Below are 23,888 nucleotides of genomic sequence, written 5' to 3'. Positions count from 1 at the left end.
GGGACCGGTAACGGCGGATCCCACGAGCGCTCCCGGCCCCGTGCCGTGGCACCCCATGTGTGGGGGACATCTCGACCGTAGGAGGGCTCACGCCGGGCGCCTTGCCCCGCCGTGCACGCGCCTTTGCCCGCCCGTGCAGAAGCCGCGAAGGCGTGGCCGCCGACGGGACCAGGTCGTGGCGGCGGGCGGGGGCCACCGCGTCGCGGGTGTCGACCGGCACGGCGTGGTCGACCTGCAGCAGCGGCAGCGCGGCCGGCTGCGCCGCGTGCCCGAGCGGAACCTCCACGAGGCGCGGGGGCCGGTGGCGAGACGCCAGTCGTCCGAGGTACGGGCGGTGGTCAGGTCCAGCCGGTACTCGGTGCGGGGGCAGGGACAGACCTGCTCGGAGACCTCCCCGCCGGTGAGGCCCACGACAGCGGGATCAGCGTCAGCGCGCCGCTCGGCGCGGCCCCCGCATCAGCGCACGGCCACGCCAGGCGCCTGCCGCACCGTCCTACCCCGTGCGGCAGGCCACACAGCACGCCCGGCGGGCCGCACCTCCCGGGTCAGCGCTCCGCCAGGCCCGTCAGTGCGTCGCGAAGCGCCGCCCGGGAGGTGATGCCGAGCTTGGGGAAGACCCGGCCCAGGTGGCCGCCCACGGTGCGGGGGGAGAGGTAGAGCCGCTCGGCGATCTGCTTGTTGGTGAGACCCGAGGCCGCGAGATGGGCGATCTCGAGCTCCTGTGGCGTGAGGCTGACCGACTCCGGGCCCCCGGCGCGCTTGACCATCCATCCCGTCGCCTGCAGGCTGCGTCTGGCCCGCTCCACCCACGGGCGCGCGCCGAGTAGCTCGAAGGTCGCCAGCGCCGCGCTCAGCGACGCCCTCGCGTCGGTCGTCGACCTCGCCTTGCGCAGCCGTTCCCCGTAGGCGAGGGTCACCCGTGCCAGGCAGAAGGGCCACTGCTGGATCCCGGGATGCGACAGCGCCCGCTCGAACAGCTCGATCGCCTCCTCGTCCGCCTCGGCCGCCATCGCCGCGGACGCGTCGACGAGCATGGCCCTGCGCGAGGAGATCTCGGCGATCCGGGCGTGCCGGGCGGCGGCCACGTGGGCGGCGGCCTCGGCGGGACGCTGGGTGCGTACGGCCGCCTCCACCGTGTCCCCGATCACCAGCAGCGCCACCGGCGTGTAGGAGGCCAGCTCGCCGGCCGGGCTGATGGCGACCGCGTGCCGGTAGGCGCGTTCGAAGTCGCCCTCCCCCTGGGCGACGAGCACCCGGACGTGCTCCGCGAGGGTCACCAGGTGCCGGGCGCCGCGGGACGCGCCCCACAGGGCCATGGCGTCGGCCGTCTCCTCAGCGCTGCGGGCTTCGCCGCGCGCCGCCGCGATGGCGGCCTTGTAGTACCGGAAGTACCAGGAGACGGCCTCGAAGGCGTGCTCCTTGCACAGCCGCACCCCGTGGTCGGCGAGCTCGGCCGCCTCGTCCCACCGGCCCGCGAGGAACGCCTCCGTGCACAGAAGCGGCAGGGTGACGATCTGCCGGCGCCCCCGGGACGGGACACGCGCTATGGCGTCGCGCACTCCGGTGACCCGGTCGACGGCGATGCCCGCGGAGCCGATCCGCGTGATCCTGGCCGGGGAGGTCTCCTGGGGCAGGTCCGTGAGGAGTTTCTCCAGATCGCCCAGGGCCGGCAGCGCCGTGCGTGCCGGATCGCCCTGGGTGGCGACGTTGACCGCCAGCAGGCAGGGCACGTCCGGCCCGAGCCGGTCCACGATCGTGCGGAAGGGCGACCACAGCTCCTCCCGGCCGCCCAGGGTGCACAGCATCAGCAGCAGGTAGAGGGCCTCCTCCAGGGCCGGGTCGCAGGTCGCGTGAGTGAGGTCGGCCTTCTCGATCGCGCCGAGGAGCATACGGTGGGCCGTATCGATGTCGCCATCGCCGTCGAGCATCCGGTGCACCGCGACCGCCGTCGAGTAGAGGGACGCGCGGTCGTCGGACCCGAGGGGCCGGGCGTCGTCCAGGATGCGCGAGGCCATGGTCAGTTCGCCGGAGGCGTCCGTGCGGAGGTAGGCCGCCGCGGCCAGCCGGCGACCCCGGTCGGCAGCGCCGGGGCTCAGGTGCGCGGCCTTGGTGAGGCCCCGGATCGCGGCCAGGGCGTCGCCGCGGCGCAGGACCCGGTGCGCGGTGTCCTCCAGCAGCGCGGCCACGTCCTCGTCCTGTTCGACGCATGCCTCCCCCAGGTGCCACGCCCGCTGATGGGGCCGGTCGCGCAGTACCTCGGCGAGCTCGCTGTGCACGCGCCGGCGTTCAGCGGAGGTGGACGCGTCGATGACCGCGGCACGGAAGAGCGGGTGCCGGAAGGTGACGCGGTGGTCGTTCTCCTCGATCCGTACGAGGCCGTCGCGCTCGGCGGCCTCCAGATCGTCCAGGTCGGCCCCGTCGTCGAGCCTCCGCGCCGCGCGCTGGACGACGGTGAGGTCACCCGTCCCCTCCAGCGCGGGCACCAGCAGCACCCGCCGTGTCCTCTCGGGAAGGTTCGCCACGCACGAGCCGAAGGCCTGGATCAGACGCCGGGTGAGCGGCAGCGCTGTCGGGCGGCGCTCCAGCCCCGCGCGCTGCGGACCGGTCAGTGCCGCCGGCAGCTCGACCAGCGCCAGGGGATTGCCCTGTGCCACGGCGAGGACGCATTCGGTGACCTGGCCGGCGAGGTCGGGGTGGGCGGCGCCGACCAGGAGCCGCGCCGCCTCCTCGTCCAGCGGCAGGACCTCGTGCTCGGCTCCCACACCGGATCCGACGCACCCGCCGCGTCCCTTGCGCGAGGCGGCCAGGAACGTGACGCTGCTGCCCGCGAGCCGGCGGGCGACGAATTTCAGCACCGCGGCGCTGGCGCGGTCCACCACCTGGATGTCGTCGACGACGAGCAGGACCGGCGCCGCGGCTGCCGCCCGGCGCAGCAGCACCAGGGCCGCGTTGGAGACGAGGTACCGCTCGGCCGGGGCCCCCTCGCCGAAGCCGAGGGCCACACGGAGGGCCTCGCGGTGCGCCCCGTCCAGCTCCTGCGGGTCCGTCTCCTCCCACAGGGGGAAGAGAAGCTGGTTGAGCGCCGCGTACTCGACGTCCTTCTCGGACTCCGTGCCCGCCGCCCGCAGCACCCTGGCGCCGGCCGCCAGCGCCCTGTGGGCGAGGTGGCCCAGCAGCGCCGTCTTGCCCACACCGGGATCGCCGTACAGCAGCACCGCACCGCCGGACTCGACCGAGCCGAGCAGTCCCTCGATCCGCTCCACGTCCCCCGCGCGCCCCACCACTTGGGGCGTGTCGCTGTCGACGTCGGCCATGTACACCGAGGGTTGCATCAGAAGTATCTTGCTCTCTGGTTCAGGGCGTGTACGCAAGCATTCTCACACGGCCCTGAGGGCACGCTCAGGCGGGCAATGGTGACTTATGCCTCACAAACGCGGGGAAATTCACCTTCCGTATTCCTGGCGTTCAAGCGCCCGTCCGCTGTGTTCACCCCGGTACGGCGCGGCGCAGCGCCTCGGCCGCCGGGACCGAGGCACTGACGTGCGTTCCGTCGCCGCCGGCCTGCCGGGGCGGTCCGTCGCGATGGTGCCGCCGTGGAATTGCGGTCACAGGGGAAAAGGCCGTGCGCCGCCGTGCCCGTCGTGCCTTCCAGGACGACCGCCGGCACCGAGCCGCCGAACGGAATCCGCGGGTACCGGAATGCCGGCGACGCCGCCGCGCGATACGGGCTCGGCTCACCTGACGGTCACTCCCGGCGGACGTGTGGCCGCCCCGGTCCACGCCCTCGTGGACGGCCGGGTCCGCCGTGCCGGCGGTACGGCGGACCCGGCCGCGTCCGCGGCAGCTCTCCGGTCACACGGCCTCGGGCGCCTGCGCGGAGTACGCCGGCGGGGCGACGAGGGACGCCACGGGGTTGATCACGGTGCGGCAGCGGCTCCAGGAGGTGGCCTCGGCGTCGGTGGGCGAGGCGATCTCCGTGGGATGCGTGGCGGGGGCGGCGCCGAGCAGCCCGCGGTCCCGGCAGTAGTCGTCGTCGTAGATCGTGGAGAGATAGCGGTGCGGGCCCTCGGGGAAGACGGCCACGATGCGCGCCCCGGAGGGGTGGGTGCGGGCGGCCCAGCCGGCGACGAGGGCGACGGCGCCGACGCTCCAGCCGCCCGACGCGTAGTGGGAGCGCGCCAGGGCGCGGCAGGTGTGGACGGCTTCGGCCGGGGCGACCCAGTGCACCTCGGCGAACTCCTCGTACGCCACGTTGCGGGAGTGGATGCTGCTGCCGATGCCCCGTGCGAGGCGGGGCCTGACGGGCTGGCCGAAGGTGACCGAGCCGACGGAGTCCACACCGATGACGTGCAGAGCGGGGTTGGCGGCGCGCAGTGCCCGGCTGACGCCCGCCGAGTGCCCGCCCGTGCCGACGGCGGCGACCAGGACGTCCACCCGGCCCAGCCGCTCGCTCAGCTCCGCGGCCAGGGGTGCGTAGGCGTCCGCGTTGTCGGGGTTGTCGTACGGGTCGGGGCACCACGCGTCCGGATCCTGCTCGAGGAGTTCCCTCACGCGCCGGCGGCAGGCCTCCTGCCAGCCCTCGTAGGGGTGGTCGTCGCGGACGATGTGGAGACGGGCGCCCCGGGAGCGCAGCAGGCGCTTCATGTCCGGCTCCAGGTCCGGGTCGGTCACAAGCGTCACGGGGTGGCCGTGAACCCGTCCGGCGAGTACGAGTCCCAGGCCGAAGGCGCCGCTGGTGGACGCCACGATGGTGGCGCCGGGGAGGAGGTCGCCGCGGTCGCGCGCGCGGCCGACCATGTGGACGGCGGCGCGGTCCTCGAGGCCGCCGGGGTTGGCGCCCTCGAGTTTCGCCCAGAAGCCGCGGCCGGGCGGGGTCAGGGGGTCGGAGATCCACAGCAGGGGGGTGTCGCCGACCGCGGAGGCGAGGTCGCGGCCGGTGGTGGGCTCGTACATAATGTCCGCCTTCTGGTGTCATGAGGGATGCCGTGCGCGGCTCACCCGCCGTCCGACGGGACGGGCGGGGTGAGGGACCGTCAGCCGGTCCGGGCGGACACGCTCTAGATACGCCAGACGCTGAGGACGGACGGCGCCGCGGTCGCTATGCGGGCGCCGGGGGCCGGGCCGCTCCCCGGCGTGTTGTGCGCGGCGGGCAGCCGCCCGGGCGTCGCTGCGCAGGCTCCGATCTGCGTGGGCCCCGTTCCGTTCTCGCGTGGCCCGGTGCGCGACCCCGGCAGCTCGAAGGAGCCCGGGGTGCAGTCCTCGCCGGGGTGGTGGGGAGCGGCGGGGTGGGGTTTCTCCTTCACGTCCGTCAGATGGACGTGTGCGCGGGGCCCGTGGTGGACGTGCGCGGGCCAGCCGGCCACGGCGAAGCAGAATGCGGCCAGTAGCGCGACGAGGAACGGTGGACATGTTCCGCGGTGGCGGCCTCGCACAGGGCGCACCTTACGCCATCAAGTGCCGAGGACCGGTCTCAGGCGTGCTGCGGTGTGCCGCTCAGACGGTGGTCCGCCAGGTTGAGCACTTCGTCGATGAGCCGACGCAGATGGCCGTCGGAGAGTGTGTACACGACCCGGCGGCCCTCCTTACGGGCGGAGACCAGGCCCGCGATCCGGAGCTTGGCCAGGTGCTGGCTGACGGCGGGACGCGCCGCGCCCACCCGCGCGGTCAGCGAGGAGACGTCGGCCTCCCCCTCGGTCAGCGTGTGCAGCACGGCGAGGCGGGTGCGGTCCGCGAGCAGACCGAGGATCTCCGCACCGCGGGCGTAGTGGTCGACGCCCGTCTCTCGCGGATGCGCACCATGCGCAGGTGATAGGTGCATGCGTGCGTTCATACGCACATAATCGGGGAAGGCTCGAACCATGTCCACCCCGGCCCCCGGAAGGCGGCTCCCCATGAACGGCCGGCACTCACACGACCACGAACCCGTCCGGGACCACGCGCACGCGCGGAACCTCGGCCACGCCCACGGCCACGGCGGCCGACGGGGCCGGCCCAGCCTGCGCCGCCGGCCGGCGCACCTGCCGCACCCCCACTCACACGACTCCGCCGACAAGGTGGACCGGGCCCTGGAGTCCTCCGCCGAGGGCATGCGGGCCCTGTGGATCTCGCTCGCCGTCCTCGGCGCCACCGCCGTGGCCCAGGCGGTGGTCGTCGTCCTGTCCGGCTCGGTCGCCCTCCTCGGCGACACCGCGCACAACGCCGCCGACGCCCTCACCGCGCTGCCCCTCGGCGTCGCCTTCGTCATCGGGCGGCGCGCCGCCACGCGGCGCTTCACCTACGGCTACGGCCGGGCCGAGGACCTCGCCGGGCTCGCCATCGTCCTGACCATCACCGCGTCGGCAGGCTTCGCCGCCTGGACCGCCCTGGACCGGCTTCTGCACCCCAGGGACGTCGCCTACCTGCCCGCCGTGGCCGCCGCGGCCGTGATCGGCTTCCTCGGCAACGAATGGGTGGCCCGCTACCGCGTCCGCGTCGGGCGGAGGATCGGCTCGGCGGCGCTCGTCGCCGACGGCCTCCACGCCCGCACCGACGGCTTCACCTCGCTGGCCGTGCTGCTCGGCGCCGGGGGCGCCGCGGTGGGATGGCGCCTGGCGGACCCGATCGTCGGCCTCGCCATCACCGCGGCGATCCTGCTGGTGCTCCGGGACGCCGCGCGGGAGGTCTTCCGACGCGTCATGGATGCCGTCGACCCGGCGCTGGTCGACGCGGCGGAGCACGCCCTGCGCCAGGTGCCGGGGGTCCGGACGGTGCCCGAACTGCGCCTGCGCTGGATCGGGCACCGGCTGCGCGCCGAGGTCGCCGTGGTCGTCGACGGTGACCTCACCGTGCGTCAGGCACACCACGTCGCCGTCGCGGCCGAGCACGCGCTGCTGCACGCCGTTCCCCGGCTGACCGCCGCCCTGGTGCACGCCGACCCCACGCCACCCCCGGGCATGGCCGACCCGCACGCCGAACTGGCCCACCACCAGGCCGCCTGAGCCCGCACAGCGACTCCCCCGCCGCCGACAGCGCGTCAGCCGGTATCGAGCCTGACGGGCGGCCCGGAATCACTGCCGGTGAGCGTGCGTGTACGGGGACTTGACTGGGCATATCTTCCGATATGCACAAGATTCGACACCTTCGACTGGTTCCTCCGCCCCGAGCGCACGACCAGCACCTCGGCGGCTGTCTCCGGGTGAGGTGGGCACGTGGGCATAGTGGGGATGACCCTGACCGTCGTGATCCTCGCGCTCGCTGGAGTGGGGAGGCGGCTCCACCGATACCCCGGCGGCTGGACATTCGCGCTCTCCGTCCGTCATGAACCCGAGCGGCACGCTCTGGCACGCGCCCGGCGGGCCGTCCGCGCGCACCGCCGCAGGGCTCGGCGCGAACTGGCCGCGGCCCGGGCACGGGTGGCCGGTGCGGACCGCCGCCACCGGCGCCGCGTCGGCGACGCCGAGCGGCACCTGGCGAGGCTGCGCCGACCGGGCAGGGGCGCGTTCGTCGCGAGGCTCGGCAGAGTCAGCCTGTACACGCACGTGTTGGTCATATCCGGGCCGGAGACGACAGTGCTGCCGCTGGGCGACTTGGAGGTGCGGTTCGAGCACAGCCCGGCCGGCAACCACCTCTACCTCAGGCGACCGGACGGGGTGCACCTGGTGACCTACCCGCCCGGTGGGCCCGGCGAGGACGGCGTGCGCCGCTTCAGCGTCCGCGTCGAGAACGCGGTGGCCAAGGAGCGGACGTTCCGCACGCGGCTCGCCACGTCGGTCAAGGAGGCGGAGGACGACCTGATGGCGGCCCTCGCCGACACGGGTCCCGCCCGGGACGCCCGCGAACACCTCGACTCGGTGACGGCCCGGCAGCGCCGCGACCCGGCACGCGCCACGGCGCTCTCGGGCCTCGAAGCCGCCCGCGACCGGTGGCAGGCGCTCACCGGGCGACGTCCTCCCCGCTGACGGGCCGGAACGATGCCGCCGCGGCCGGGCGACACCGCGTACCCAGCCGCGCATCCGCCACCGCCCCACCCCCGACCTCGCGGCTGCCGGCCGCACGCCGCGCGGCCCACGCTGCCGCCCCTCCTCCTGCCCGTCGGTGACGCCAGGTCGGGGAAGCGGCTGGAGGGAGGCCGTCGAGCCGCCCCCGGATCAGCCGGCGTCGCCGGGCGGGGGGCGGTCCGGCCGCTCCGGTCCGGCGGCGGATGTGAAGGCGTCCCAATCGGCGCGGCCTCCGGCCCCCATGACGCCGGTGTGCGAGCCGAGTTCGGCGGCGGAGCGGGCGCGCAGCTCGCGCCGCGCCATCCAGGAGACCACCGGGGGGAACAGCGGTCGCAGGGGCTGGCACCAGCGCAGCCAGGACGGTGCGTAGACGTGGTGGGCGCGGCGGACGATGCCGGTGGCGAGCCGGTCGGCGACCTGGGCGGGCGGGTGGACACGGCGGGCGAACGACGGCTGGTTGCGCCGCAGGGCGTGCAGGACGGGGTGGTCGTCGAGCCCGCTGATCATGTCGGTGCCGGTCCAGTGGAGGTAGGCGATGCCGACGGTGACGCCGTCGGGCTCGACCTCGCCGCGCAGTGCCTGGGCGAAGGACTCGGCGCCGGCCTTCGAGGCGCAGTAGGCGCTCATCAGCGGAGCGGAGGAGAAGGCGGCGGTCGAGGCGATCTGCAGGAAGTAACCTCGCGTGTACGTCAGTTGGGGGAGAAAGGCCCGGGCCGTGTTCGCGGCTCCCACCAGGTTGACATCGACGACCCGTTGCCACAGCTCGGCGTCGGTCCGGGCGAAGGGCCCGCCGGCGGCGATGCCCGCGTTGGCCACCACCACGCTGGCGGGTCCGAGTTCGGCCTCCACCCGGCGGGCGGCGGCATCGAGCGCGGAGCGGTCGGTGACGTCCGCCTCGACGCAGATGTTCCGGCGGGGCAGCGAGGACGCCGCCTTCCGCAGGGTCGCCTCCTCCCGGCCCAGCAGGGCGACTCGCATACCGAGGACCGACAGGCGCCGGGCCAGTGCCTCGCCCACTCCGCGGGCCGCGCCGGTGACGACGGCCACCCTGCCCTCCAGCGGGGCCGCGGCCCCGCTGCGGCCTGCGCTGATACCGGTCATCCTCACGGGCACACCGTTTCGGTCATGGACATACGTGCTTCGGCACCTTCGAGTGAAGCCCGGATCCGGGCACGGATGCGCGTGCCGCGTCGGCGGCCGGCCGGGCGGCCACTCGAACGGAGGCCCGCGGCGGACGAAGCGGCTGGAGGGTGTGCTCCGCGGCGCACACCGCGGGTGCCTCGTACGGCCCGCTCCGTGGCGCGGGCCCGCCTCGTCAGCTCCCCGATGGGCCGCGGCGAGCCCTGCCCCTCGGTGCGGCGCCTTGAGCCGCATGCCTGCCGCGCGGCACGGCCCCCCGGGCGCCGCGAGCTCCGCCCTTCACTGCGGCCGATGGCGTTTCCGCAGCTCACCGGCGCGTTATCGGTGTTGACAACGGTCACCGGTACAGCCTTTGCGGAGCAACGCACCGATGTGTTTTCCTTCCGTTCCGGCACCCGCGAAAGTGGAGGAATTTCACATGCGCGCCCACGGCCACGACCACACTCATCAGCACGGTGCCGACGGCCACGAGCACGGTGTGTCCGAGGACGCCGACCGCCGTTGGCTCGGCATCGCGCTGGGCCTGATAGCCGGGTTCATGACCATCGAGGTCGTCGTCGGCGTGATCGCCCGGTCGCTGGCGCTGCTCTCCGACGCCGCTCACATGCTCACCGACGCCGCGTCCATCGTGCTGGCCCTCGTCGCCATGCGCCTGGCCGCCCGCCCGGCGCGGGGCGGCTTCACCTACGGCCTCAAGCGCGCCGAGATCCTCTCCGCCCAGGCGAACGGCATCACCCTCCTGCTGCTGGGCGGGTGGCTGGCCTACGAGGCCGTACGGCGGCTCATCTCGCCCCCGGCCGTCGAGGGCGGCCTGGTCCTGGTCACCGCCCTGGCCGGAATCGTCGTCAATGTGGCCGCGGCCTGGTGCCTTTCACGGGCCAACCGCACGTCCCTCAACGTCGAAGGGGCCTTCCAGCACGTCCTGAACGACCTGTACGCCTTCATCGGCACCGCCGTCGCCGGCCTGGTGGTGCTGCTCACCGGCTTCGCGCGCATCGACGCCATCGCGACGCTCGTCGTGGTCGGCCTCATGGTCAGGGCGGGCTACGGACTCGTCCGGGAATCGGGCCGCATCTTCCTGGAGGCCGCGCCCGCCGGCCTCGACCCGGACGAGGTCGGCGACCGGCTCGCCGCGCACGAAGCCGTCACCGAGGTCCACGACCTGCACATCTGGACCATCACCTCCGGACAACCCGCGCTGTCCGCGCACATCCTGGTCCGGCAGGGCGGGGACTGCCACGCCGTCCGCCTCGACCTGGAAAGACTCCTCGACACCGGCTACGGCCTGACGCACACCACCTTGCAGGTGGACCACGCGCCCGCCGAACTCCTCAGCGTGGGCGACGGCCGGGGCAGCCGCATGACGGGGCACTGCGGTGACGCCCACGGCCCCGTCCACCGCGAGGGACCGCACGTCCACTGACCGGCCCGCGTGACGGCTCGCATGAGGCCGCCCGGGTGACGCTCCGCCACCTCGACGCGTCGCGGTGGCGGCACCGCGAGGGGGGCGCTTGCATCAGCCCATGGCAACCGTACCCATCCCCCTGCGCACCCGGTTCACCGATCTCGTCGGCTGCGACGTCCCGATCCAGCTGGCCGGCATGGGCTGGGTCAGCGGGCTCGACCTCGCCGACGCGGTGTCCGCCGCGGGGGCGCTCGGGATGGTCGGCTACCCGACGGCTTCCCCGCCCGTGCTCGCCGGTCTGCTCGACGCCGTCCGACGGCGCACCTCCCGCCCGGTGGGGGTCAACTTCGTCCTCCCGCTGCTCGAGGACGAGGCATGCGTCGACGTCGCCGCGGAGCGGATGCCGGTCGTCGAGTTCTCCTACGCCGCTCCGGTCCCCCGCCTGGTCGCGCGTGCCCGACGCGGTGGGGCACTGGCGGCGTGGCAGGTGGGCTCGGACGACGAGGCCCGGGCCGCCGCCGACGCGGGGTGCGACTTCGTCGTCGTCCAGGGAAGGGAGGCGGGCGGTCACGTACGCGGGGTGCGGCCGCTGCTCCCCCTCCTCGGCGACGTGCTCGACGCGGTCGACGTGCCCGTCGTGGCGGCGGGCGGCATCGGCACCGCGAGGTCCCTGGCAGCGGTGCTGGCAGCCGGGGCGCACGCGGCCCGCGTCGGCACGCGCTTCGTCGCCACGTACGAGTCCGACGCACACCCGCAGTACAAGCAGGCCCTGGTCAGGGCGGGCGCCGGCGACACGGAACTGACGACGCAGTTCTCGGCCGGATGGCCGGACGCCCCGCATCGCGTCCTGTCGTCCTGCGTGGAGCGTGCCCGCGCCCTGGCGACCGGCGTCGCGGGCGAGACGGTGCTGGGCGGCGTGCCCGTGCCCGTTCCGGCATCCAGCCCGGTCTGCCCGCTGCGGGCGACGACCGGGCACCTGGACGCGATGGCCCTGTACGCGGGCGAGGCCGTCGGGGCGGTCTCCCGGATCGAATCGGCCCTGGACGTGGTCCGCGAACTCGCCGACGGGGCCGCTCTGCTCCTGGGCACGGCATGCGGCGGCATCGGCAAGGAATCCGCCTGACGGCCCCGCGCACCGCGTCCGGTGCCCGCTGTCGCAGACTCCCGCGCCGACGGCGACAGATGGCGTGCGGCCCGCCCGGTCGCTCGCTGCCGCCAACAGCCACGAACGCGCCTCCAATTCACGTCGCCGGAGTGGACGTCCGAGTCTGCGCGGTTCGCCGGCGCACGATACCCGCAGGTATCCCCTCGTCGCGCTCCGCGCTTCGGCTGCGGGCACGTGACTCCCGTACACCGGGTTCTCGAGCGGCGGGCGGGAGGCGGCCGCGGCACAGCACAGCCCTCGTCACCGCTGAAGTCGCCCAGCGGAAGTAGCCCCGCTGCACGCGGCTGACCTCACGGCCCGTCAGTCCTGGTCGCGTCCGGCGAAGTCAAGACCAAAAGCCCGGTATTTGTGTGAAACGACATCCCGCATTTTCTGGGAATCTCCAAGATCGGTAACTTTACGGCAACTTCGTTGCCATCCATTCACGGGTGTGCCTGAATTTGGCGACTATTCAGCGCCCCGAACCCGGAGGATTCCCTTGTCGTTGCCTTTGCCCCGCGGACGCGGGCTGACAGCCGCTCTGGCCGCCGTGGTGGTGATGACGGCCGTCGGCCCGGCGGCGGCGGACGTCGCTCCTGCCTCGTCGCCCGGCACCACGATCTCTTCCACTGCGTCCGCCTCCGGACGCTCCGCCGCCTCACGTACCGTCACGCTGATCACGGGCGACAAAGTGACGGTGGCCGAGGACGGCCGCACGGCGACGGCAGTGGTCGATCCGCAGGGCCGGGCCAGTGGCGTGCACGTCATGTCGGTCGGCGACGACACCTATGTGTACCCCGACCAGGCGTTGCCCTACATCTCGTCCGGGGCGCTGGACGAGCAGCTGTTCAACGTCACCGAGCTGGTCGAGGACGGCTACGACGCCGCGCACAGCGACCGCCTTCCGCTGCTCGTCACGTACAACGACGCCGCCCGCTTCCGGACCGCCACGGTCCCGGACGGCGCGAGGAAGACCCTGACGCTCGACAGCATCCAGGGAGCGGCGATCTCCGCGGGGCACGCGGACGCCGCCGGCTTCTGGTCCTCCCTCACCGGCACCTCGCCGGGAGCCCGGAGGTCGACGCAGGCCGACGGCCGCGACGGGGCACTGGCGGGCGGCATCGCCAAGGTGTGGCTGGACGGCAAGGCCGAGGTCTCCCTGTCCGACACCACCTCGTACATCGGCGCCCCCGAAGTCTGGGGGAACGGCAACACCGGGCGCGGCGTGGACGTCGCCGTACTCGACACCGGAATCGACGCCGCGCACCCGGACTTCGCGGACCGGATCGCGGTGACGCAGAGCTTCGTGCCCGGCGAGGACACTTCCGATCATGCCGGGCACGGGACCCACGTCGCCTCGACCATCGCCGGTACCGGCGCCGCGTCAGGCGGCACCGAGAAGGGCGTGGCCTCGGGGGCGTCGCTGCACATCGGCAAGGTCCTGGGCAATGACGGCAAGGGGCAGGACTCCTGGATCCTGGCCGGTATGGAGTGGGCCGCCCGCGACCAGCACGCCAGGATCATCAACATGAGCCTTGGTGTGGACAACGGCGGTGACGGCACCGACCCGCTGAGCCAGGCCGTGAACAGGCTGAGCGCGGAGACCGGAGCGCTCTTCGTCGTCGCGGCGGGCAACTCCGGCCCCGATGCCTACACCCTCGGCTCTCCGGGCGTGGCGGACGCGGCGCTGACGGTCGCGGCGGTCGCGAGTTCCGGCAAGCAGGCCGACCAACTGGCCGGCTTCTCCAGCCGTGGTCCGCGCCAGGGCGACCACGGCCTCAAGCCCGATCTGTCCGCCCCCGGCGTGGCCGTGCTCGCCGCCCGTTCGCAGTACATGGCAGGCGGCGAGGGCCCGTACCTCTCCATGAGCGGTACGTCGATGGCCACCCCGCACGTCGCGGGCGCCGCCGCTCTGCTCGCGGCCGAGCATCCGGACTGGACGGGGCAACAGCTCAAGGACGCGCTGGTGAGCACCGCCAAGGGGGCCTCGAGATACAGCCCGTATGAGGCGGGCAGCGGCCGGCTCGACATCGCCGCCACCGCGAAGGCCACCCTCATCACCCCCGCGTCGGTGTTCGCCGATGCCCGCTACCCGTACACGGCGGGCCAGACGGTCCGCAAGGACGTCACCTACACCAACACCGGCGCGGCTCCCGTGACCGTGGACCTGACCATCACCGGCGGAACCTCGTCGGAAGGCCAGCAGCTCCCGGAGGACCTGTTCACGCTGACGGCATCCCGGCTGACCGTCCCGGCGCACGGCACCGCCACCGTCGGGGTGATCAGTCACCTCGACAAGGCCGAGAACGAGACGGGCTACAGCTCCCTGCTCACCGCGACGGGCCAGGACGGCACCGCGTACACGCACACGCCGATCGGCCTGAACAAGGAAGGCCCGCGGCACACGCTGTCCTTCAGCGCCAAGGACCGGCGAGGCAAGCCGCTGTCGGGCACCCTCATCCTCCAGGACATCACGCGGAACGTCGTGCCCAGGATCCACACGCTCGACGGGGCCGCCGGCGTCAGCGACGGCGTTCTGCCCGGCACCTACGCGGCGTGGCTCTACGCCGATGTGCCCGGTGTCGACGGCACCCACAGCCGGGGCATGGCCGTGTTCAGCGCGCCCCAGATCACCGTCGACCGCGACCGCACGGTGGTCTTCGACGCCGCCACCCTGCGCAAGGCGGAGGCCACCACCCCCCAGCGGACCGCCAACAGCTTCCTGCGCGTGGACCAGTACCGCTCCTACGGTGACCTGGCGCCGTATGCCGACTCCTACCAGCCCGTGTGGTGGCTCTACGACAGCCTCTGGCTGGCACCCACCCCGAAGGTGACACTGGGCCATTACACCGCTGCCACCCGCTGGCGCCAGGTCCAGCCTCCGCTGACGCTGTCGTCCGGTTCGCAGTCCTACGACAGTCTCGTCATCCAGAGCCAGTCGCCGATACTGCCCGAGGGCACGCTCACCTACCCGGCTGTCTACGCCGGTGACGGCTCGGCCGCGGACTTCGGCAAGCAGCGGCTCCGCGGCAAGGCGGCAGTGGTCCGCCGCAGCGATTCGGTGCCCGCGCCCGACCAGGCCGCCGCCGCCAAGAAGGCCGGCGCCAGTACGCTGCTCATCCTCAACGACGGCTATGGGCCCCTGGACGCCTGGGCCGAGCGGGGCGACGCCCCGCCGCTGCCGGTCGCGTCGCTCGGCACCGACGACAGCGTGCGGCTGCTCAGCCGCATCCGCCTCCACGAGGCACCGCTCAAGTTCGTGTCGCACCCGTATGCGCGGTATCTGTACGACCTGATCCGGTACCACAAGGGTGCCGTCGCCCAGGACCCCTCCTACCACCCGCGTGCGAACGCCCTCGCGCGCATCGACGAATCGTTCCGCCACACCCAGCAGGTCCAGGCCCTGGAGATGCGGCAGGACATGTCCCTCGATCACAGGACTCTGACCGGCGCCGACAGCAGGGTGCGTGCCCAGGGCACCCTGACCTCGTGGGTCACGGCAGGTCCGAACGTCGAATGGACCAACAACGCGAGCACGAATCAACTCGGCAATCCCGGTTCACTCGCCCTGTGGGGTGACGCGCGCTCCTACAAGCCGGGCAGCGTCTTCAAGGAGACCTGGTTCTCGCCCGTCCTCCACCCGCGGCTGCTGGACCACACCGGCGGAATCCCCGCGCCCTACCGGAGCGGCAACATCCTCAGCTCGTCCATCCTCACGCCCTGGGGGGACGCCGGCGGCCACGCCGGCCTGCTCTTCAGCGACGGTGGTACGTCGAAGACCTCGCTGTACCAGGGTGACCAGCTCCTGGACGAAGTGGACAACGAGCACATCATCAACGTCCCGGACGTGTCGCCGGAGCCGACGCCTTACCGGCTCGTGGTGGAAGGCCGTCAGGACATGCCGCAACTGGCCTACTCCACCCGCACCCGTACCGAGTGGGGTTTCCGCTCCGGCTACGAGAACGACGACTACGCCACCCTGCCGCTCATCCAGGTCGGCTACTCGGTGCCCACCGACCTGTCCGGCAAGGCACCGCGGCAGGCGACTCTCACCGTCACTCCCTCACATCTTCCCAGCGCCACAGGCGCCGGGGCGATCCGCACGACCACCGTCGACGTCTCCTACGACGACGGTGCCACCTGGCACCGCACGCCGCTCAGCCACAAGGGCAGCGCCTGGAGTGCGAAGCTCGGGGCGCCGTCCAAGGCCCGCTACGTGAGCCTGCGCACCACTGTGCGGGACGCCAAGGGCAACAGCGTGAGCCAGACGCTGGTCAGGGCGTTCGGCCTCACGTAGGCGCCGCGCCGCACCATGAACCGGGGCCCCTGTGCGCGACAAGCGCACAGGGGCCCTGAGCGTCGACACCGCGAAGAGGAGCAAACCGGCCCACGCGGAACGTCATCCCAGGCGCGTCAGCTTCGCGCCGAACGACGGCGACGACAGGTGGCCGCCCAGGGCGACGGGGACCCTGACGGCGCTGCCGTCGCCGCCGACGGTGAGGACACCGACCGGTGAGCCGGCCGGCGCCGCGTGCGGGAGGCCGCCTCGGGGGGCGTCCAAGGAGACGCTGACCTTCAGCCCGCTCCAGCCGATCGCCCGGACGTCCTGCGTCGCCACGACCTCGGTGTGGCCGCCGAGACCGTCGTCGACATAGCCGACGGCCTCGCCCTTCCTGACGACGGGCTGGGAGAGGAGCGCCCCGAGACCGGACTCGAGCAGGATGCCGCTGCGGTTCAGCACCGTGTCGAGGATGGGCGCCTTGTGCTGTCCGAGCACCGCGCCGACGACGAGCTGCTCCGTGCCGCCGACCTCGCGGACCGCCGCGAACAGGAGGTTGCCGCCCGCCTTGGTGCTGCTGCCGGTCTTGATGCCGACGACCTCGCCGGAGCCGAGCAGCCCGTTGACGTTGCGCTGGACGTCGCCGTTGACATCCGTGTAGCGGGTCTTGGCCGCGAGTTCGGCGAAGACCGGGATCCTCATCGCCGCGTGCCCCAGCCTGACCTGGTCGCTCGCGGTGCTGACGGTGGTCGCCTCCAGACCGCTCGGGTCGGTGTACGTCGTGTCGTCCATCCCGAGTTCGCGGGCGGCGGCGTTCATCTTCTCCACGAACGCGGCCTCGGAACCCGCGTCCCAGCGCGCCAGCAGGCGGGCGACGTTGTTGGCCGAGGGCAGCATGACGGCCGCCAGCGCCTCGTACTCGCTGAGTTCCTGCCCCGCGGTCACCTTGACGACCGACTCCCCCGCGGCGAGTCCGCTGCCGTACTGCTCCTCGGCCTTGCGGTCGACCTCCACCGTCTCGCCCGTGCCGCCCTCCTCGATCGGATGGTCGCGCAGGATGACGTACGCCGTCATCACCTTCGCGACGCTCGCGATCGGCACCGGCCGCTGCGCGCCGGACGCCCCGATCCGGCCGAGGCCCTCGGCCTCCAGCACCGCCTGGCCCTCGGTGGGCCACGGCAGTGACGGCCACTCGCCGGCGAAGGTGTGGGAGGACGCCGCCGTCAGCCGCAGCGTGGGCGCCGGCAGCGGGCGCACAGCCTGGACCCCGCAGAAGGCGAGCAGCAGCAGGACGAGCACCGGGAACCAGCTCCACACCGGGATGCCGGGGGTGCGCTCGGCCGTCTCCGCGGGCGGCGGGGGTGGCGGGGGCGGAGGAGGATTCGTCAGCTCGTCCAGCAGCGTCCGGCGACCCCCGGCGAGGGCTACGGGCTCCCCCGCGCCGTCCGCCTCGTTCGACTCGGGCGTCGCCCCCGTCGACTCCTGCCGATCCGCCCCGCCGGGAGACTCGCCCGTCACGCCGACCTCCTCGACGACATTCCGTTGCCGATGACCAGTCTCCGCGGCGCGGCGGCCGCGGCATCGTGAGCGCCGCCGAATGAGTGCCCCGCCACCCGCCCGGCCCCTTCCGGTCCCCCGGCACACGGCACCCTCCCCGCTGAGCGGCGGGGAGGGGTCGGCCCTGGGTCGGCTCGGGTGGTGGCGGCCACACCGCCGATATACGTTCGGGGAAGGGAGGACGACGACGGGCCTGCGGCGGCGCCGCGACGGATGCGCGTGCCGGGGCCCGACACCGCAGCCGGAAGGGTGCCTCCATGAAGGTCCAAGGGGCCGTTGCCCTCGTCACCGGAGCCAACCGCGGGCTCGGCGAGCAGTTCGTGCGGGCGCTCTTCGACGCCGGGGCCGCCAAGGTCTACGCCGGAGCCCGCGACCCCGCGAAGGTCTCCGTCCCCGATGCCGTCCCGATCCCGGTGGACATCACCGACCACGCGTCGGTCCTCGCCGCGGCCGAGCAGGCCGGGGACGTGAACCTCCTCGTCAACAACGCGGGTTCCACCACCCGGGCGAACATCCTGACAGCCGAACTGGACGCGTTCCGCACGGAGTTCGAGACCCATGTGCTCGGCACCCTCGCCATGAGCAGGGCCTTCGCCCCCGTCCTTGGGAGCAACGGGGGCGGCGCGATCGTCAATGTGCTCTCCGTGCTGTCCTGGCTGGCCATTCCGCGCAGCGCCGGGTACGCCGCCGCGAAGTCCGCCGAGTGGTCGATCACCAATGCCCTGCGGGTGGCCCTCGCCGAGCAGGGGACGCAGGTCACGGCGCTGCACGTCAGCTACCTCGCCACGGAGATGGCCGCGGCCGTGACCGGCCCGAAGTCGGATCCCGCCACCGTGGCGCGCGCCACGCTCGACGCGGTGGCGGCCGGAGCCCACGAGGTGCTCGCCGACGACGTCACCCGGCAGGTCCGCGGTGCCCTGTCCGGTGATCTGGAAACGCTGTACCCGCAGTTGCACGGCGGTGAGGCGTTGGTCTGACTCGCCGCGGCGGACCGGGACGGGAGATTCCATGACGGGCGGCGACGCGCAGGGCGCTCCTGACCTCCATGACCTCGGCGGCCAGACCGTCGTGGTGATCGGCGGCAGCGCGGGCATCGGATTCGAGACAGCGCGCCGCGTACGGGCCGCCGGTGGCGAGGTCGTGCTGGCCGGCCGCGACCCCGAGCGGCTGCGGCAGGCGGCTGCCGAGCTGCGGCCATCGATCACGGCGGCGTTCGACGCGACGGACACCGACCGTCTCGGCGCGTTCTTCGAGGGCCTGCCCGGCACGGTCGACCATGTGCTCCTCACCGCCGGCAGCCCCTTCTACATGCCGCTGGACGGGATGGACCTCGCGGCTGCCCGCCGTCACTTCGGCGAACGCCTGGCCATGACCCTGGGGGTGGCGCTCCACAGTGCCGGCAGGGTCCGCCCCGGCGGCACGGTGCTGTTCCTCGGCGGCACGGGCGGCCGGCGCCCCGGCATCGGCATGGCCGTGGCGTCCGCCCTCACCGCCGCACTTCCCGCGCTCACCGCGAACCTGGCCCTGGAGCTGGCTCCGATCCGCGTCAACCTCATCGCCGCCGGCTTCGTCGACACCCCGCTGTCGGCGTCGCTCCTGGGCGACCGGATCGAAGCCCGGCGCGAGGAGCTGCGCGCCGCCCTGCCCGTCCGGCGGCTCGTCGGCCCCGCCGACGTCGCCGCGCTCGCCACCCACATCATGGTCAACGACGCGCTCACCGGCGCGACATACGACATCGACGGCGGCCAGAACCTCATCGCGCACTGACTCCCGGGAGTGAGGCTGTCATGATCACATGGTTCATCACGGGAACGGCCCGCGGATTCGGTCTGGAGATCGCGCGCCAGGCGCTGGAACGCGGTGACCGCGTCGTGGCGACGGCACGCGATCCCCGTGGCGTGGAGAAGGCGCTCGCCGGGTACGGCGACCGGGTGCTCGCCGTCGCGCTGGACGTCACCGACCAGGCGCGGGCCCGTGCGGCGGTCGACGCGGCCGTGGACGCCTTCGGCGGGATCGACGTCCTGGTCAACAACGCGGGGCGCGGTGTGCTCGGCGCGGTGGAGGAGATTTCCGACGAGGCGTTCCGGTCGGTCTACGAGACGAACGTCTTCGGCCTGGTCAACGTCACCCGTGCCGTCCTGCCGGTCATGCGCCGGCAGAGGTCGGGCCGCATCCTCAATCTCAGTTCCATCGGGGGTTTCCGGGGCGCGCCCGGCTTCGGCGTCTACTGCTCGACGAAGTTCGCGGTGGAGGGGCTCTCCGAAGCCCTGCACGACGAACTGGCCCCGCTGGGCATCCACGTCGTCATCGTCGAACCCGGCTACTTCCGCACCGACTTCCTCGACGCCTCCAGCCTGCACACCGAGGGCCGGGTGATCGACGACTACGCCGCCACCGCCGGCGCGGTGCGCGACGCCGTCCCCGGCCTCAACCACGACCAGCCCGGCGACCCGGTCAAGGGCGCCCGAGCCATGATCGAGCTCGCCGACTCCGCCCACCCTCCGATGCGCGCGCAACTCGGCAGCGACTGCGCCGCCGCGATGGACGGCAAGATCGCCCAGCTCCGGAAGGAGGCCGACGCATGGCGGGCCCTCGCGCTGTCCACCGACCACGACGACGTCAGCTCAGCGGTCTGACGGGCCGCCGGGCGCAGTCGGCGCCGTCCCGGCCGAGCCCGTGGCCGGTGCGTCAGAAGTACGAGCCGGACGCCCCGGAGGTGACCGGGCCGAGTCCGCTCGGCAGATGACGGACGGCGGCCGCCACCGCCTCCCGCGCGGTGGCGGTCACGGCGAGGACGCCGCCGCCGGCGAGCTCGGCGCTGACCGTGTACTCGTCGCCGTCATACGATGAGAGCCGTGGCCCGGTCGGGTTCAGGCCCGGGCGCGTGGTGGTCGAGAAGCACAGCGTCCAGCCCATCCTGAAGGGATAGAGAGCCCGCAGGGCCGGTTGGACGTACGCCTCCTCGACCAGCGGCCGGTACCCGGGCACGACCACCGTCCGCGCCTCGTTGCGCAGACCCCGCCACTCGGACTCGGCCAGCAGCACGGGGTCCCCGTCCGGCACCTCGAACCGGTCGGTCAGGCGCACGAACGGCGCGGCCCGGCGGATGTCGCTCAACGACGCCCCCTCGTGCCACGCCCGTGCGGCCCTCATGAGCTGGTCGAACTCCCGTGCACAGCCTTCGACGAGGGGCGTCCCCTGCGCCGTGTCCGTACCGCGGATCCACCACTCCCGCTCCCAGGTGGACGCGGTGACCCGCAGCGGCGCCCGGTGCGGCAGCCTGCTTGCGACGGCGGCACCGGTCATGGGGTCGGGGTCACCGGGCAAGGCCGTCACGGGCAGGGAGGGGCCGGCCTGCTCCGCCTCGGCCCGGAGGGCGGCGGCGAGGCCGCCCCGCTCCGCGATGTCCGGAAAGAGCTCGGCTGGGTCACGTTGCGGAGCCACGAACGCTGATTGTGCCCCAACCGCCCACTCATGCGCGACGCGTGGGCGGGAAGCCGGCACCGGTCAGGTCGACTGCCGCACCACCAGACGCGTCGGCAGGACGACTTCCCGCCGGCCCTTGCCACGTTCGGCGATCTCGTCCAGCAGCAGCCTCGCCATGGTGTGGCCCATCTCCTCGATCGGCTGGCGCACGCTGGTCAGAGGCGGATCGGTGTGCCGGGCCACGATGGAATCGTCGAACCCGATGACGGCGACGTCGTCGGGTATCCGCCGTCCCGCGGCCCGCAGTTCGAGCACGGCGCCGGAGGCGGTCACATCGGAGGCAGCGAAGACGGCGTCGAGACCGGGTCGTCGGGCCAGGAGCGCGCTCATGGCCTTCCGTCCGCCCTCCTCGGTGAAGTCACCGGTGGCGATCAGTTCCTCGTCCACCGCGATGCCGGCGGTCCGCAGGGCCTCGCGGTAGCCGTCGAGTCGGGCCTGGGCGACGTCCATGTCCAGGGGTCCGGTGATGGTGGCGATCGTGCGCCTCCCGCCGTCCAGCAGATGCCGGACCGCCCCGCAGGCTCCGCCCTGGTTGTCGGCCTGCACGTGCCCCAAGCTCTCCGCGGGGCCGCGGCGTCCGGCCAGCACGGTGGGGATGGCCAGTTCCGCGAGCAGGTCGGGGAGCGTGTCGTCGCGGTGGACGGCCACCATCAGCACGCCGTCCACACGCTGTTCGGTCAGATACGTCGCGAGCCGGGCCCGCTCGCTCTCGTCGCGGACGAGCACCAGGAGCAACTGCATCTCGCTGCCCGCGAGACCCGAGGTCACGCCGCGGATGATGGCGGAGAAGTACGGCTCGGAAAAGAGCCGCGTCTCCGTCTCGGGAACGACCAGGGCGACCGAGTCGGTGCGCCGGGTCACCAGGGAGCGCGCGGTGCGGTTGGGGATGTAGCCGAGCTCCGCGATCGCCTGCTGGACGGCCGCGCGCGCGTGTTCGCTCACCTGGGGAGAACCGTTGATCACCCGAGAGACCGTGCCACGGCCCACACCGGCGCGAGCGGCCACCGCCTCGAGGGTCGGCCGCCGGGCGCGGCTGGTCTCGGGCGGCTGGGAGGCAGGACTCATCTTTCACCTTCCGGCGTGGTGCATGGACCGCTTCATTGTGACCCCAGGCATCCGGCGGCTTGTCCCCGGTGTGGGCAAAGGGGCCGATCCGATCCGGCATCCTGCCGATGACCTGCAGGTTTCCTAGGCCGACAACCTACAGGTCGGACACATCGACGTGACATGTGGGACACGCTTACGCAACGACCGCGCCTTCAAGTCTTGACATCTGGCCTGCCACGAAGGAGTCTTCCGGCATGCCGCGTGGGAGCGGTCCCACGGTTCGCCGGGGGCGTCTCACGCGACCCCGAAGAACCGAAGGCCTTTCCCTCCGATCGCGCATCGAACCCGCGTGACCAGCGCTGACGCACCGCGCACCACGCTGTCGTGCTGGCCACTGCTCGACCCGGGAGGGGCAGGTCGGGACCGTCGACCGCTGGCGGCCCGAGTCCTGAGGTCCGTTCCCCCAATGGAACAAGGAGTAGTGGAAATGCGCATAACTGGCACCGGCGGCGGTCGCGGCCGCAGAGTGGCGGCCCTGACCACGTCGGTCCTGGCGGCCTCGGCAGTACTGCTCACGGGATGCGGCAGTGACGGCGGCGACTCGGACGCTTCCGGCTCCGACGGCAACATCACCCTCACCGTGCAGGACTACGGGCAGTTCGGCTACAAGGAGGCCGGCCTGTTCGAGCAGTACCACAAGCTCCACCCGAACATCACGGTGAAGGAAGAGGTCACTGCCAACGAGCAGGACTACTACCCGAAGCTTCTGCAGCAGCTGAACACGGGCAGCGGGCTGGGGGACGTGACCGGCCTCGAGGTCGGCCGCATCAAGGAGGTCGTCGACACCCAGGCCGACAAGTTCGTCGACCTGAGCAAGTCGATCGACGTCAACGACTGGGTGTCCTGGAAGGAGAAGCAGGCCACCACGAAGGACGGTGCGGTCATCGGCGCCGGCACGGACATCGGTCCGATGTCGCTGTGCTACCGCAAGGACCTCTTCGAGCAGGCCGGCCTGCCGAGCGATCGCGAGGACGTCGCCAAGGCCGTCGCGGGCGGCTGGCAGGACTACCTCAAGCTCGGTGAGCAGTACAAGGCGAAGGCGCCCAAGGGCACCTTCTTCATGGACTCCGCGAGCGCCATGTACAACGCGGTCGTCAGCTCGGACGCCCAGCAGTACTACGACGCCGACGGCAAGGCGGTCTACAAGGACAGCCCCGCCGTGAAGAAGGGCTGGGACCTGGCCGCCGAGGCGGCGCAGAAGAAGCTGTCCCAGGGCCTGCCGCAGTTCACCGACGCCTGGACGGCCGCGCTGCGCAAGGGCTCCGTCGCCAGCGTGGCGTGCCCCGCGTGGATGGCCAACCAGATCTCCAACAACTCCGGTGACGCGTACAAGGGCAAGTGGGACATCTCCCGCGCGCCCGGTTCGACCGCGGCCAACTGGGGTGGCTCCTTCCTGGCGGTCCCCAAGGCCGGCAAGCACGTCAAGGAGGCCACCGAGCTCGTCAAGTGGCTGACCGCCCCGGAGCAGCAGGCCGCGCTCTTCAAGGCTGCCGGTCTCTTCCCGTCCAACAAGGGCGCCTACGAGCTCCCCGACGTGAAGAACGCGAAGCTCGAGTACTTCAACAACGCGCCGGTCGGCCAGATCTACGCCGAGGAGGCCCAGAGCATCCCCGAGGCCGTGCTCGGCCCGAAGGACGGCGTGATCAAGGACTCGATCTCGAACCAGATCAACAACATGGAGCAGCGGGGCACCAAGCCCGCTGACGCGTGGAAGGCTGCGACGGAGACGATCGACAAGGCGATCGGCTGACGCACCACCGGTGCGGGCTGCACTGACTGCCGCCCGCACCGGCC

The 23,888-nt window shown here is 72.8% G+C and carries 17 protein-coding genes; 9 read left to right on the top strand and 8 right to left on the bottom strand.

All coding sequences use genetic code 11. The features are described 5' to 3' along the window. Positions 1 to 545: 545 nt before the first annotated feature. The 4 genes from ACRWND_RS06130 to ACRWND_RS06115 form a co-directional block, all read right to left on the bottom strand. On the bottom strand, positions 546 to 3,332 hold the full coding sequence (locus ACRWND_RS06130) for an AAA family ATPase (protein WP_431946727.1): 2,787 nt from the start codon (positions 3,330 to 3,332) through the stop codon (positions 546 to 548). A gap of 520 nt (positions 3,333 to 3,852) precedes the next feature. Next, a complete protein-coding gene (locus ACRWND_RS06125) occupies positions 3,853 to 4,953 on the bottom strand; it encodes a PLP-dependent cysteine synthase family protein (RefSeq protein WP_431946725.1) in 1,101 nt (366 codons plus the stop codon). Positions 4,954 to 5,057: 104 nt separating this feature from the next. After that, a complete protein-coding gene (locus ACRWND_RS06120) occupies positions 5,058 to 5,363 on the bottom strand; it encodes a hypothetical protein (RefSeq protein ID WP_431946723.1) in 306 nt (101 codons plus the stop codon). Between the two features lie 107 nt (positions 5,364 to 5,470). Next, positions 5,471 to 5,818, bottom strand: coding sequence for an ArsR/SmtB family transcription factor (locus tag ACRWND_RS06115; protein ID WP_431946721.1), 348 nt, complete (start codon positions 5,816 to 5,818; stop codon positions 5,471 to 5,473). A gap of 73 nt (positions 5,819 to 5,891) precedes the next feature. Between ACRWND_RS06115 and ACRWND_RS06110 the strand changes: the two genes are divergently transcribed. Then, positions 5,892 to 6,977, top strand: a complete 1,086-nt coding sequence (locus ACRWND_RS06110) for a cation diffusion facilitator family transporter (protein WP_431946719.1) — start codon at positions 5,892 to 5,894, stop codon at positions 6,975 to 6,977. 210 nt (positions 6,978 to 7,187) lie between these two features. Further along, entirely contained in the window at positions 7,188 to 7,937 is a 750-nt protein-coding gene (locus ACRWND_RS06105) for a hypothetical protein (RefSeq protein ID WP_431946717.1), read from the top strand. A 189-nt stretch (positions 7,938 to 8,126) separates the two neighbouring features. Here ACRWND_RS06105 and ACRWND_RS06100 read toward each other — a convergent pair whose 3' ends face one another. After that, complete coding sequence (locus ACRWND_RS06100) at positions 8,127 to 9,077, bottom strand: SDR family oxidoreductase (protein ID WP_431946715.1); 951 nt, start codon at positions 9,075 to 9,077, stop codon at positions 8,127 to 8,129. Between the two features lie 457 nt (positions 9,078 to 9,534). On the opposite strand from ACRWND_RS06100, the gene ACRWND_RS06095 reads away from it, so the two are divergent. The 3 genes from ACRWND_RS06095 (at position 9,535) to ACRWND_RS06085 (ending at position 15,962) form a co-directional block, all read left to right on the top strand. Then, complete coding sequence (locus ACRWND_RS06095; protein WP_431946713.1) at positions 9,535 to 10,539, top strand: cation diffusion facilitator family transporter; 1,005 nt, start codon at positions 9,535 to 9,537, stop codon at positions 10,537 to 10,539. 100 nt (positions 10,540 to 10,639) lie between these two features. Further along, positions 10,640 to 11,644 (top strand): NAD(P)H-dependent flavin oxidoreductase, encoded by a 1,005-nt coding sequence (locus ACRWND_RS06090; RefSeq protein WP_431946711.1) that lies wholly within the window; start codon positions 10,640 to 10,642, stop codon positions 11,642 to 11,644. Positions 11,645 to 12,170: 526 nt separating this feature from the next. Then, entirely contained in the window at positions 12,171 to 15,962 is a 3,792-nt protein-coding gene (locus ACRWND_RS06085; RefSeq protein WP_431946709.1) for a S8 family serine peptidase, read from the top strand. 102 nt (positions 15,963 to 16,064) lie between these two features. Here the strand turns inward: ACRWND_RS06085 and ACRWND_RS06080 are convergent, their stop codons facing one another. Beyond that, the gene (locus tag ACRWND_RS06080) at positions 16,065 to 17,462 is read right to left on the bottom strand and encodes a D-alanyl-D-alanine carboxypeptidase family protein (RefSeq protein WP_431946707.1); all 1,398 of its coding nucleotides are present in this window, start codon (positions 17,460 to 17,462) and stop codon (positions 16,065 to 16,067) included. Positions 17,463 to 17,758: 296 nt separating this feature from the next. Here ACRWND_RS06080 and ACRWND_RS06075 point away from each other — a divergent pair, with 296 nt between their 5' ends. From ACRWND_RS06075 to ACRWND_RS06065, 3 genes are read left to right on the top strand one after another with little or no spacing between them, the layout of a single operon-like run. Further along, positions 17,759 to 18,478 carry an SDR family oxidoreductase gene (locus ACRWND_RS06075; RefSeq protein ID WP_431946705.1) on the top strand — a complete coding sequence of 240 codons (720 nt, stop codon included), beginning with the start codon at positions 17,759 to 17,761 and terminating at the stop codon, positions 18,476 to 18,478. Between the two features lie 31 nt (positions 18,479 to 18,509). After that, positions 18,510 to 19,268, top strand: a complete 759-nt coding sequence (locus ACRWND_RS06070) for an SDR family oxidoreductase (RefSeq protein ID WP_431946703.1) — start codon at positions 18,510 to 18,512, stop codon at positions 19,266 to 19,268. A 20-nt stretch (positions 19,269 to 19,288) separates the two neighbouring features. Further along, positions 19,289 to 20,137: an oxidoreductase gene (locus tag ACRWND_RS06065; RefSeq protein WP_431946701.1), complete on the top strand. Its 849-nt coding sequence runs from the start codon at positions 19,289 to 19,291 to the stop codon at positions 20,135 to 20,137. 52 nt (positions 20,138 to 20,189) lie between these two features. On the opposite strand, the gene ACRWND_RS06060 is transcribed toward ACRWND_RS06065, so the two are convergent. Together ACRWND_RS06060 and ACRWND_RS06055 are read right to left on the bottom strand one after the other, a co-directional pair. Next, a complete protein-coding gene (locus ACRWND_RS06060) occupies positions 20,190 to 20,945 on the bottom strand; it encodes a DUF6193 family natural product biosynthesis protein (protein WP_431946699.1) in 756 nt (251 codons plus the stop codon). Between the two features lie 63 nt (positions 20,946 to 21,008). Then, on the bottom strand, positions 21,009 to 22,052 hold the full coding sequence (locus ACRWND_RS06055; RefSeq protein ID WP_431946697.1) for a LacI family DNA-binding transcriptional regulator: 1,044 nt from the start codon (positions 22,050 to 22,052) through the stop codon (positions 21,009 to 21,011). A 469-nt stretch (positions 22,053 to 22,521) separates the two neighbouring features. Here ACRWND_RS06055 and ACRWND_RS06050 point away from each other — a divergent pair, with 469 nt between their 5' ends. After that, positions 22,522 to 23,844: an ABC transporter substrate-binding protein gene (locus ACRWND_RS06050; protein ID WP_431946695.1), complete on the top strand. Its 1,323-nt coding sequence runs from the start codon at positions 22,522 to 22,524 to the stop codon at positions 23,842 to 23,844. Positions 23,845 to 23,888: the final 44 nt, after the last annotated feature.

Origin of the sequence: Actinacidiphila sp. bgisy167, assembly GCF_965342175.1 — a bacterium.
Lineage (GTDB): Bacteria > Actinomycetota > Actinomycetes > Streptomycetales > Streptomycetaceae > Actinacidiphila.
The sequence above is the reverse complement of the archived record's forward strand: the minus strand, read 5'-3'. Positions and strand labels throughout refer to the sequence as shown.

What these genes read in the sequence shown, in the direction of transcription:
- ACRWND_RS06075 (WP_431946705.1), top strand. Translation starts at nt 17,759, where the DNA reads ATGAAGGTCCAAGGGGCCGTTGCCCTCGTCACCGGAGCCAACCGCGGG.
- ACRWND_RS06125 (WP_431946725.1), bottom strand. Translation starts at nt 4,953, where the DNA reads ATGTACGAGCCCACCACCGGCCGCGACCTCGCCTCCGCGGTCGGCGAC.
- ACRWND_RS06110 (WP_431946719.1), top strand. Translation starts at nt 5,892, where the DNA reads ATGAACGGCCGGCACTCACACGACCACGAACCCGTCCGGGACCACGCG.
- ACRWND_RS06055 (WP_431946697.1), bottom strand. Translation starts at nt 22,052, where the DNA reads ATGAGTCCTGCCTCCCAGCCGCCCGAGACCAGCCGCGCCCGGCGGCCG.
- ACRWND_RS06100 (WP_431946715.1), bottom strand. Translation starts at nt 9,077, where the DNA reads ATGACCGGTATCAGCGCAGGCCGCAGCGGGGCCGCGGCCCCGCTGGAG.
- ACRWND_RS06130 (WP_431946727.1), bottom strand. Translation starts at nt 3,332, where the DNA reads ATGCAACCCTCGGTGTACATGGCCGACGTCGACAGCGACACGCCCCAA.
- ACRWND_RS06090 (WP_431946711.1), top strand. Translation starts at nt 10,640, where the DNA reads ATGGCAACCGTACCCATCCCCCTGCGCACCCGGTTCACCGATCTCGTC.
- ACRWND_RS06070 (WP_431946703.1), top strand. Translation starts at nt 18,510, where the DNA reads ATGACGGGCGGCGACGCGCAGGGCGCTCCTGACCTCCATGACCTCGGC.
- ACRWND_RS06050 (WP_431946695.1), top strand. Translation starts at nt 22,522, where the DNA reads ATGCGCATAACTGGCACCGGCGGCGGTCGCGGCCGCAGAGTGGCGGCC.
- ACRWND_RS06115 (WP_431946721.1), bottom strand. Translation starts at nt 5,818, where the DNA reads ATGCACCTATCACCTGCGCATGGTGCGCATCCGCGAGAGACGGGCGTC.
- ACRWND_RS06065 (WP_431946701.1), top strand. Translation starts at nt 19,289, where the DNA reads ATGATCACATGGTTCATCACGGGAACGGCCCGCGGATTCGGTCTGGAG.
- ACRWND_RS06095 (WP_431946713.1), top strand. Translation starts at nt 9,535, where the DNA reads ATGCGCGCCCACGGCCACGACCACACTCATCAGCACGGTGCCGACGGC.